The 10,754-nt window shown below is 48.6% G+C and carries 11 protein-coding genes and 1 tRNA gene; 4 read left to right on the forward strand and 8 right to left on the reverse strand.

Annotated features, from left to right (window positions below):
* Positions 1 to 64: 64 nt before the first annotated feature.
* The 7 genes from QUA13_RS29695 to QUA13_RS29725 form a co-directional block, all read right to left on the reverse strand.
* Complete coding sequence (locus tag QUA13_RS29695) at positions 65 to 226, reverse strand: hypothetical protein (protein ID WP_333204345.1); 162 nt, start codon at positions 224 to 226, stop codon at positions 65 to 67.
* A gap of 48 nt (positions 227 to 274) precedes the next feature.
* Entirely contained in the window at positions 275 to 601 is a 327-nt protein-coding gene (locus tag QUA13_RS29700) for a hypothetical protein (protein WP_333204347.1), read from the reverse strand.
* Positions 602 to 949: 348 nt separating this feature from the next.
* Positions 950 to 2,029 (reverse strand): class II fructose-bisphosphate aldolase, encoded by a 1,080-nt coding sequence (fba, locus tag QUA13_RS29705; RefSeq protein ID WP_015177149.1) that lies wholly within the window; start codon positions 2,027 to 2,029, stop codon positions 950 to 952.
* 193 nt (positions 2,030 to 2,222) lie between these two features.
* A tRNA-Lys gene (locus tag QUA13_RS29710) sits at positions 2,223 to 2,294 on the reverse strand.
* A gap of 67 nt (positions 2,295 to 2,361) precedes the next feature.
* Positions 2,362 to 3,231: an aldose epimerase family protein gene (locus tag QUA13_RS29715; RefSeq protein WP_445242760.1), complete on the reverse strand. Its 870-nt coding sequence runs from the start codon at positions 3,229 to 3,231 to the stop codon at positions 2,362 to 2,364.
* Between the two features lie 134 nt (positions 3,232 to 3,365).
* The gene (locus QUA13_RS29720; protein ID WP_333204351.1) at positions 3,366 to 5,444 is read right to left on the reverse strand and encodes a CapA family protein; all 2,079 of its coding nucleotides are present in this window, start codon (positions 5,442 to 5,444) and stop codon (positions 3,366 to 3,368) included.
* Positions 5,445 to 5,456: 12 nt separating this feature from the next.
* Positions 5,457 to 5,612, reverse strand: coding sequence for a hypothetical protein (locus tag QUA13_RS29725; protein ID WP_333204353.1), 156 nt, complete (start codon positions 5,610 to 5,612; stop codon positions 5,457 to 5,459).
* Positions 5,613 to 5,976: 364 nt separating this feature from the next.
* Here QUA13_RS29725 and QUA13_RS29730 point away from each other — a divergent pair, with 364 nt between their 5' ends.
* Both QUA13_RS29730 and QUA13_RS29735 read left to right on the forward strand, forming a co-directional pair.
* Positions 5,977 to 6,186, forward strand: a complete 210-nt coding sequence (locus QUA13_RS29730) for a hypothetical protein (RefSeq protein ID WP_333204355.1) — start codon at positions 5,977 to 5,979, stop codon at positions 6,184 to 6,186.
* Positions 6,187 to 6,375: 189 nt separating this feature from the next.
* Positions 6,376 to 6,687, forward strand: a complete 312-nt coding sequence (locus QUA13_RS29735; protein WP_006633466.1) for a DUF6679 family protein — start codon at positions 6,376 to 6,378, stop codon at positions 6,685 to 6,687.
* Between the two features lie 325 nt (positions 6,688 to 7,012).
* Here QUA13_RS29735 and QUA13_RS29740 read toward each other — a convergent pair whose 3' ends face one another.
* Positions 7,013 to 8,635 (reverse strand): MBL fold metallo-hydrolase, encoded by a 1,623-nt coding sequence (locus QUA13_RS29740; protein ID WP_172185184.1) that lies wholly within the window; start codon positions 8,633 to 8,635, stop codon positions 7,013 to 7,015.
* Between the two features lie 1,424 nt (positions 8,636 to 10,059).
* Between QUA13_RS29740 and QUA13_RS29745 the strand changes: the two genes are divergently transcribed.
* Both QUA13_RS29745 and QUA13_RS32920 read left to right on the forward strand, forming a co-directional pair.
* On the forward strand, positions 10,060 to 10,353 hold the full coding sequence (locus QUA13_RS29745; RefSeq protein ID WP_333204357.1) for an IS110 family transposase: 294 nt from the start codon (positions 10,060 to 10,062) through the stop codon (positions 10,351 to 10,353).
* 123 nt (positions 10,354 to 10,476) lie between these two features.
* Positions 10,477 to 10,626: a transposase gene (locus QUA13_RS32920; RefSeq protein WP_445242759.1), complete on the forward strand. Its 150-nt coding sequence runs from the start codon at positions 10,477 to 10,479 to the stop codon at positions 10,624 to 10,626.
* The last annotated feature ends 128 nt before the right edge of the window (positions 10,627 to 10,754 follow it).

Genomic DNA, 10,754 nt, shown 5'->3' on the forward strand with positions numbered 1-10,754 from the left:
AAGTCAGAGAAACCAGTATCCACAAAGCTTCGGGATTTTCAACTGAATTTTTTTCATACCCAGATTAAGCAACACCTTTGCTGGTTTTGGTGGGAACTTTATTTGGTTTTGTTTCCCCTGTAGTGGCTAAAGCGGCGGTGAGTTTTTGGATTTCTTGCCATAGCTCTACTATCAAGGCTTCTTTCGCCTCGTTCGATAGTTGCTTTAAGTCGGGGAGTTTTTCCATTCCTCGATCTAATGTCTATCTCGTCTTCTTGTCAAGGGGGTTGAGCAATTACCTTTCTTGTAATGTTTTGGCATCTGCTCTCCCCCATGCAGTATGGTCGATTGCCACTAATATGTGTTCCGTTGGGGGTGCTTCCTCCTGTAATTGCTGGAAATACAGCAGCATCAGTTTTTTCCGGTCTGGTCTACAATCTTGTAATGCCTCGTAGATGCTTGACCATTGACGATTGAATAGCGGACTGAGCGAAAATTCCGCCAAACAGGCTGCATTCCTGGTGGTCATCACTGCATCCATCAGCTCTCTTGTTGCATCCTTGCCTCGTACCAATAACTCGTATGCTTCTTGACGAAAGTCCTTTAATCGTTCACTGTTCATTTAAGGAGTGGATAGGTTTTTATTTTTCACCCTCATTCTCTCCTTAACGGTGGCTCTAGTTCTTCTTTGGCCACCGTTCTCATCTTTAGTTAGTCTAAACTACAGTGATTGAACAACAAGCAAATTTCTACACGATTTCACCTGTACTGAGGCAATATGCGATCCCCTCTGCGGTGTAATTGATATCTCTTAGTCTGCCGAGGCAGACTTAGTTTGTACACTAGCGATTTCAATCGCCGAGTGACTAAAGACATAAAATCGCACAAACAAAAACCGGGCAACTCCACAGCTACCCGGCAATCCAAACTTTAGACTTCAGACAAATCTAAAATCTAAAACCTAAAATTCTTAAACAGCCACAGTCTTCTTAGCAGAAGAGCTCAATTCGCCCTTAGCATACTTAGCTGCAAAATCGTCCAAAGACACTTGCTTAATCTTTGTACCGTTACCGGCGCAACCAAAAGAGTTGTAGCGATCGCTACAAACCTTCTGCATATACTTGATCGACGGCTTCAAGAAGTGGCGGGGGTCAAACTCATCGGGCTTCGCAAACAAAGCTTCGCGCACCGCAGCGGTAATCGCCAAACGGTTGTCAGTATCGATATTGATCTTGCGAACGCCGCACTTGATGCCCTTTTGGATTTCTTCCACAGGTACGCCGTAGGTTTCGCGGATTTTGCCGCCGTTGCTGTTGATGATTTCCAGCAATTCTTGGGGCACAGAAGAAGAACCGTGCATTACCAAGTGAGTATTCGGCAAGCGGCGGTGAATTTCTTCAATGCGGCTGATTGCCAAAATTTCGCCAGTCGGCTTGCGAGTGAACTTGTAAGCGCCGTGAGAAGTGCCGATCGCGACTGCTAGAGCATCAACGCCGGTTTGCTCAACAAAATCAACAGCTTGTTCAGGATCTGTCAGCAACTGATCGTGAGAAAGCGCACCTTCAAAGCCGTGGCCGTCTTCTGCTTCGCCCATCCCTGTTTCCAGAGAACCCAAACAACCCAGTTCGCCTTCAACGCTAACGCCGATCGAATGAGCCACTTTCACCACTTCGCGAGTAACTTCAACGTTGTACTCGTAGCTGGCGGGAGTTTTAGCATCCGCTTCCAGAGAACCGTCCATCATCACGCTGGTGAAACCTTGGCGCATGGCAGAATAGCAAGTGCCGGGGGCATTGCCGTGGTCTTGGTGCATGGAAATGGGAATGTGAGGATAGGTTTCAACTGCTGCCAAAATCAAGTGGCGCAGGAAATTTTCGCCAGCGTAGGAGCGAGCGCCGCGAGAAGCTTGCAGAATCACAGGGCTGTTGGTTTCGTCAGCAGCGCGCATGATCGCTTGGATTTGCTCCATGTTGTTGACGTTGTAAGCCGGTAGGCCGTAACCATTTTCAGCCGCGTGGTCGAGCAGCAATCGCATAGGTACAAGCGCCATAGATATTCCTCCTAATTATTTGTGATTTTTGGGCAGTGAATTTTGGACAAGCTCAATTCTTACGATAATATTAAGACAATTTGCCACCGATCGCGCACTATCTTTCCAGATTTACTTAAAAGTTCAAAAAACAAAATTTTGAGTTCCGAGCATTCCACTCAAAACTCAAAATTTTTAACTCACCAATTTTTTATGGGTCGCCCGGGATTTGAACCCGAGACCAATCGGTTAAAAGCCGAATGCTCTACCGCTGAGCTAGCGACCCGAGAAAACATTGTTACCGCACACAATTTCTAATAGTAGCACCCCTCATTTGAAATAGCAAGTGTTTTTTAAATAAAATTTGCAGTCATGCGAACCAGCATCTCGCAAGTCGCTCCCGGCTGCAAATAAATCAAGTGTTCGCCAGTGTTGAGGGCATTTCGAGGAGCAGTCCAAGGTTCCAAACAGTAAAAATCCTTGCCCTTCACCATCCAGAAAACCAACTTCCCATAGCTGGAGTTGTAACTGAGGGTGAGCCGCAAGCCCTGGGCAGCGTCAGTGACAGTAGCAGCAAGACCCGTGAGTTCGTCAAAGGAAACATCAATTTCATCCAGCATCGGGTCAAAAACCCCGGTGAAGTAACCTTTTTGGTGGGTGTTCTGATCTCTGTACTGCATCCCCGGAATCTCAAACCGGAGCTTAGATTTGTCCGTCGCCAAAAAGTAGGGGTGCAAACCGCTAGAAAACGGCATGGGTTCGGCAGACAGATTGGTGTATCGCTGAAAAATTTCCAAAGAATTGCCTTTAATCTGATAAGTGAAGGCCAGTTGGAAATCAAAGGGATAAACAGCCAGCGTCTTATCGCTGCTGTCGAGAATCAGGGTAAGAGCGGCGCAACCCTCCGTAACTTGTTCGCCTATTCTCCAAGGCAAGTCTCGGGCAAAGCCGTGCTGTTTGAGCTTACGCTCCACTCCCTTGTGGGTGTAAGTATTGTCGGGGAGATTGCTGCAGATGGGAAACAGGATAGGAATCCCGCCGCGTACAGTCAGATCGGGATTGGCGAACCGTTCCGCGTCCAAGTATAAGATTTCTTTGCCTTCAACCAGCCAGCTAGTGGCAATACCGCCCCGTTCCGGCACAACTTCTAGAGTAGAGTTAGCGGTTTCGTCGGAGAGGATATAGGTTTTGTACTGCTTTTGCTTGAGCGCGATCGCAAACACATTTGTCATCGGTAGTAGGTCATTGATCATTGGTTGTCAGTAAATCAGTCGTTAATAATTGGTCGCTGGTATGTTGATGTTCACCCATTACCGCTCCTATCCTCCCCCTGCATCCTCGCTCCGACCCCCAGCGGCTAACCAATGCTTCCAGCTATAGAAGGCAGGGCGATCCGCTGCTTGGAGCGGTTACTGCTTGTACCTGGAACGATCGCGGAGGTCGGCTGCTCTTTGAGTGCGACTTCAAAAGATACAGCCCTAGTGGGGGGAAGATAGCTTTGGGGACTCGGCACTGCTCCTTGACTGGGAGATGGAGGCGCAATAAACGGTTCTTTGATGAATGGCTCTTTGGTAAACGGCTCTGCTTCCCGGCTGGGATTTTCAGGTTGAGTCGGGTAGATGCGCGGCGGCAAATTTTGATTCGCAGGCGGGTTGGACTCAATTGCAGGCCCCGTCCCGTTCGGGAACAATGAAGAGTTGTCCGGCTGTTTGGGCGCAGCCGGCAAAGCCGGCAAAATCAAAGTTGGTTTGGGTTGTCCGGGGCCTTGCAGAGTGCTTTCACCGGAGGTTCCCCCGGAACCTCGCCCGGGCTGGTAAGTACCGCTCTTTGCTGCTCCGGGCAACGGAGAAGTTGGAGTTTTTGGTGCTGATCCTGGCTGGACTAGGGCATCAAGAACTACAGAAGATCGCATCGGTCGATCGAAAATACTAGAAATTTGCTCAACGTGTTTGAGGATGCGATCTGCTGCAGCTCCCTCCACCACCTTCGGCTGAAACTTTTTCACCTCCACAGGCAGAAACTCTACCTTCATACTCCTGTCTTTGAGCGATACTTTCAGGACTGCGGTATCGTAATCGCTGCGAGAATTGCCACCGAATATAAAATTACCGAGCGAGTAAACTATCGGGCGGCCCTTGTAAATTTCTGCACCTTGCAATACCTGGGGATGGTGTCCCACTACCAAATCAGCTCCTTGGTCGATCGTGAACCGAGCCAAATCAATCTGCCAGTCCCCCGGATAATCTGCCAATTCGACTCCCCAGTGGTAATTAACAATAATCCAGTCTACCTGACCCCTGAGAGCTCGAATATCCTCTGCCACCCGATTGTTGCGGCGGGGGTTAGTACCCGCTTTGCCTTGGTCGGCGGCGTGAAGGTCGGCATCGTAATAACTGAGGTAGGCGAGCCGCTGACCCTTAACCTCAATAATATCTGGACGCCTTGCTTCTTTAATATCTCTACCGGCTCCCAGGTGTTGAAGCCGACTATTATCTAAAGTATTTATAGTCTCCACCAGCCCCGGTTCCTCGTAATCCATAGCGTGGCTATTTGCCAGATTGACAATATCCACTCCTCCTGCTGTTAATACTTTCACCGATTCTGGATCGGCTTTAAAATTTAATTGTTTTTTGCCCGATCCCAATGTAGAGCGAGTCAGAGAGTTTTCTAAGTTAACCATTGCCACATCTGCTTGCCGGTACTCGTCCATATTGGCGAAAGCCCAATGGTAATCCTTGCCTGCAGATGCTCCGAGCGCATCCGATAGATTCACATTTCCTCCGAACATCAGCGTTACGGTTGGGTCGTAAGGATTAGCAACTTGCTTTTGCTGTACTACTGGTACCACTTCTAAGGCCGCTTGCACCGTATCCGCACGTTTTGGAGGCGGCCCCGATATTACCCCAGCTTGCTGATACCCGGATACAGGGGATACTAACCGCAGGGTAAGAGCCTCGTGGTAGCTAACCCAACACCCTAAAATAAATGAGGCAAGTGCCGAGCCCACTAGCAGCAGAGAACGATACGTTTTAAATTTAACCCAATCGACGGCCTGTAGGGAACGGTAACGCCGCTGCTGGCGGTTTGCCGGAGTGACAATTCGCACTGACTGTTTCCAGAGAATTTCTGGTTCCCCAGCCAAGCGCGCGTGAATTCGCACTCCTTGTACTGCTGGCGAGTTGAGCCTCCAGAGTTGGTGGCAAATAAATTTGACTAAGCCTTCCCGGAGAGTGCTCCCCAGTAATCTAGTATCTGGCGCAAATTCGCGCTGAAATTCTACGAGGATTTGGACGCAGCCGGCCTGAGCCTGTTCGACGCGGGCATAAATCCCTTCGGGTCGCAGCAAGCTGTCAATCCAGTAATTGAGGGCTTGAAAGTTGCCCGATCGCGCTAGATCCAAGATAGACGGCTGCGACCAATTTTCTGCGTACACCATCAATTAGCCTCCTTAATACCCACAAGCGATGACTCCTATTTGTTTTGAACGGAACCGCAATTCTTTTAGCTTAACCGCCACAGGTTCCGCTGCCCGTTTTGAAGCTTGTTGTTGGCCGCCACCATTTTCTACATTCAGGGCCTGCCTGCTGTCAATGATTTTTATCACACTTGGGTCAATCGATTTTAAATTTGAGATTTGAGATTTTAGATTGAGTTCAGAGGGGGTGCTGGGGGCTAGAAAAAACCTCCAAGCAACAGGTTTCTGAACGAATTGAGGCACAAGAGAGGGAGATTTCTGAGGCAGAGTCTGTTTTTATTGTCGCTGTTTGAGTGTCGCTTTGGAGCTTTCGCTTTGACATTTGAGATTTGAGATTGAGCCAAGAGGCGTTAGCGGGCGATCGAACAAACGTCGAAACAAGAGGTTTCTGGGGGAATTGAGGCACAAGAGAGGGATATTTCTGAGGCAGAGTCTGTTTTTATTGTCGCTGTTTGAGTGTGGCTTTGGAGCTTTGGAGCTTTGAGATTTGAGATTGAGTCAAGAAACGTTAGTGGGCGCGATCGAACAAACGTCGAAACAAGAGGTTTCTGGGGGAATTGAGGCACAAGAGAGGGAGATTTCTGAGGCAGAGTCTGTTTTTATTGTCGCTGTTAATCGCGATCGCGGGAGTCAAGTTCTAATGCTCCGATCTGTGCTGGCAAATGCCTCCCGCGAGGGATGCCACTGGCTGCACAACCTGTAATTGAATAAATGGCGTACTAGATAGATTTGGTGGTAAAATCGAGTTTGGTAACTCCCATCGGTACAAAAGTTTCGGAAAACGTGAAAATGGCCAGTCCATACGGCTGTGCCTTCCGATGTAAAACCCAAAGTACGTTACGGTAAACAGGTCATATTTTAAGCAAGTTAAACTGCGCAGGAGAACTGACAAATGCTACAGCGCAAAATCTATCAACTCTGTTGTGATGGTCGTGAGGTTTCTATTTTTCTTCGAGATCAGCAACGTTGGATAGAGCGCGCTCGTATCCTAGATATTGAAGGGGATCTAGTCACGCTGCGCTACGAAACCGACGAAGAAGACGAAATCAGCTCCTGGGAAGAAATGGTGCGTCTCGAAAGTATTGGAGCTGTGTCCCAGAAGTTGGCTTCGGTGTCCAGAACTAACTGCGAGCCCCTAGTTTCTGACGATTGTCCCGAAGCCGAACAAATTCGCAATCACTACCCGGACTCGAATTTGGAATAGTTTTGAGCTCGCGCTTGAGGCACAAGGAAAACTTGAGAGAAAAGAAAACGACTTTTCTCCCTTTTTCCTGGAGGAATTACGCAAAAAACCCGGTTTAGACCAAAAATATTCTGGGTTGTGACCAAATAAGGTATTTTGCCTTTAAATTTAAGCTTTATGGCGGGCTCTCCTGCCCACCCCACAAGAGCTTAAGTACACAGTAGTTGAAAAATTATTCAATGCGCGATACCTTACCCCTGGTTAAACGGGGTTTTTTGTCTGGGTACGTCCAGGACTGTTTTTTTGTTTTCTTTGCCTGCTGGCTGGTTTCGAGGTGTCCGACAGCTTATTCGCCGTCTGTTTCCCCATCTAGGAAAAGTTCGGACTCCGGTATCGCTTTAAACACCGGACAGAAACCGTCGGGGGTAACTTTAAAGCCAAACAAAGCAGATAATTGGTTCCAACAGCGCTGGCCCCGGTAGTGCTGGCAATTGCCGCAGCATTCGAGGTTTGCCTGAACGGCGCTGCCTTGAAAAAGCAGTTCCCGCTGGGAGATACCCCGCAGTACCAGTTCTTCGCCTTGCCACCGCGCTTCTACCAAACCGGTATCGGCAAAATTGGCCCACCGAGGGTCGGCTGTAATCGGACTCGGCAAGCTAATTGCTACTTCTGTCCCCAATTCGCTGAGTTCTCCCTCATAGTTAGTTTCCGGGATAGCGGGCTGCAAAAACATTTCCCCGATCGGCAGTTCTACAAGTGTTCCGACCGCCGGAGTGTGCAACTGGTAGCGGTTTCGCAGCTCGTCCAAGTTAGCCAAGTCAGCCAAATATGCAGGGGAACCGTGGAGTAAAATTACGTGCTGGGGACGCAAATTGTGGATGAGCTGGGTAGTCCCTGGGCCATCGCAGTGTTCGGCTAGCAGATAAGTTTCGACGCTTCTGACTCCAGATTCGGGCCAGTTGCTGACGGGATATCCGGGTTTTTGAGGTGCGAGCAAAATCCAAGGATTTGTGCGATCGGCAACATACAAAGCCAAATCAGCAATTTGGTCAGTAATCACAATACACGGCGTGGAACCCAATCCGAGGCGCTGTTCGGCAGACAGCCGGCGGACGCGGGGTTTCACCCTTTCGTCCCAAAACAAAGGTTGGTGCAGAGCAAAATTTTGGACGGCGGTAGGAAATTGGGGTAACAGTTCCAGATAAGCGTCGCACCCGTCGGCGACAGTGCCGTCCACCCAAATATCCAAGTCGCGGCCAGTAAAGTAGTGGTGACTGCGGAGCAGCATCAGCAGTTCTTGGCCCAAACCGAGTGCCGGCGCGGGCAGCAGTACCGAGTACCCGTCGGCGATGGCGCGGTGGATGCGATCGGCTAACTGATTTTCCAGTTGTCGGCGGTGAGGGTGGCGCGCCGTGCCGTAACTGCCTTCCAAAATTAAAACATCGGGTTTCATGCCCCTGAGTTCTCCTAGCGGCAAACCTTCCACCAAACGAGAATTGGACAGGAAAAAGTCGCCGGTATAAACCAGGGTGTAGGTGCGGTGGGGGGCGGCATAAGTCAGGATCACAGTCGCCGCTCCGGGCAAATGGCCCGACGGGAACAACTGCACGCTAAGTCCCGGGCGCAGTTCGATCGGCGACTGCCAGGGCAGTGCCTGACAGAACCGGGACTCTGGCTGCTGAGACCGGGAGGGCCAGTTGAGCGGTAGCAGCCGCGTTGTCACTTCGCTGGCGTAAATTGGCAAGTGGGGGAAAGATTGATGGAGTGCTAGCAAACCTCTGGCGTGGTCAGAGTGGGCGTGGGTGCACACCACAAAATCGGCTGGCAGCGATCGATTTAGTGTCGCTGACAGGGGTGCAATATCCTCTATACCGCAGTCGAGTAAAATGCGGTGCGGCCCCATTCGGACTAGCAGACAGACCCCTTCCTGTGCGTGGCCTGCGCCGTAAGGTAAACAATCGAGATCCATCACTGCGGTTAGCTCCCTGCTTTGCACGCAACTTGCAGTATCGCTACATTTAAACATCGGTTGCGACTGCATTCATTCGATCGAGTTCACTCCCGGACACAGAAACCGGGTTTGATGGACGAAAACACTTTGTTGCCGCCCTCGCTCCGGGTAAAAAAACCCGGTTTCTGTAAAGTTGTGGTGCGTAAGCCCTGGAGTTAAATGTTTGCTCGAAGGCTCCGGCTCCCGTGCAAGGAAAGTAATTGCACTTAAGATTTGATGCAGTGCCAGGAAAGCGATTTTCCGAAGGCCTTGACCTGACGGGCATTCGACCTTCGACAAAGTTCATGTTACTGGTTCTGGCATCAAAAGTTACATTTTATTGCACCATGTAAGACCAGCGAACTCGATCTCATATTCTGAGTTTTAAACCTTTTTCCACAATTTGCGCTTGCTAAAAGCTGGTCTTTTTTATGAGAAGATTTTAAATCAGATGCCCAAACATCTTGATAAAACTTTACAAATCTTCATTTTTTGGGTTTGGAGGGCGGTGTATAGTCCAATCTGAAAAACTTGGAGAACAAGAATCGTGCTAGCTAGCTGCTTTTGTCAGGGCAGAGAGAGGCTTTATGAGTTCGATCGGTTTCTTTGTAAAAGTTTGATACATTTTTCTAAGCAAACCTTGTGGCTATCCTGGAGAGAGTTTAAATGGATTTTTGACCCCGCCCAAAAACGGATACAAGTTTCCGACAGTAGTCGCCAGCCACCCAAAGTTGTAGACTCTTGTTCTAGTTCCCAGATTCATCGGGAGTAAATCTCAAATCGTTCGACTCAGCGCGACTCGGCTCAGTGCTCGCCGAACGTTGGAGCATGGCTCGACTGAGCGTCGAACGTTTCGGCGAAGTCTCACGCCGAAGTCTCAAACCTCAAATCTCAAATCGCCTGACTGCCCCATAATAGGTTTGTTTACTCCGCTCATTGACTAGGGGACAAAACGATACGTTCTTTTGTTTTACCCCCAACACAGCCACATCAATTCCGACAATAGATGATATTCATCCTGTAAAAATACCACTAACTTGCCAGAAGTAATCTTGGCTCGGTGAGTTTCCAACCCGGCTGTAATGTGCTGTTTTTTTTATCATTGCTGGGTCTTATTTATGGTTGCGTTTTTGAGTTTTTTTCAGCTAATTCGTGCCTGGTTAAACTTTGTGGAAGAGCTTTGTGCGGAGTCAAATACCACATCGTAGTTCTCAAATATGTATCCTTGCATTTCTGTGATATTCCAGTTTTTTGACGGCAGCCAGCAAACGACTGCTGCGCTTTGCGGAGATTATAAATAACCGACTGAACCTCGTCGATCTACCAGTTTCAGACGGAACTTACCCCGCACACGGGGTAAGTTCCGTCTGAAACAACTTCGTGTACTCAAACTCCCTGATTTCATGGAAGCTACTAGCATTTACGGGGAAGCCTTAGCCGAATTCCTCCATTTGGCTCGTTATCAGGTTAGTATCGTCAATCCTGCCAGGATTAAAGGGTTTGCTAAAAACGAACTTTTGCGAACCCAAGCCGACTCCGTAGATGCGACACTGATTGCTCGTTTTTGTGCATCTGTTAAACCCTCATTCTCGACACCTACTGCACCTGAAGTTAAGGAATTACAAGCTGGCTTTGCGAGCTGTCGAATCTGCGATCGCAATGTCAACTCAATAACAGAACCGTCGGGAAACAGCTAGATCAACTGTTGCTTCCCTTACGCGAGCATACTTGGAGTATCTTAAACAGTAATAACAACCGTTAAAATAACTGATTAGTGAGCATTTTGACAACACCCCCATTTTTTAAAAAAGGGTAAAATCTTGACCTCAATTCCCGGGATTGGTGAACAAACGGCATCCATATTATTACCGTACATTGGTGAGGTTTTTGATTATGAGAATGCCTGTAAATTAGCAGCTTATGCAGGCTTCACTCCCGGCGAATGCAATTCTGGGACTTACTTCTATTAAAGGCAAAAGTCGTTTGTCATACGTCGGCAATATCCGACTGCGAAAAGCTTTGTAAGCTGTTGCACATTTAAACTGTGATACAAGCATTACCCTTATTTTTGATTTTGCGACTCCATTTAATTATTAAT

This window comes from Microcoleus sp. S28C3 (assembly GCF_036700785.1).
GTDB lineage: Bacteria > Cyanobacteriota > Cyanobacteriia > Cyanobacteriales > Microcoleaceae > Microcoleus > Microcoleus asticus.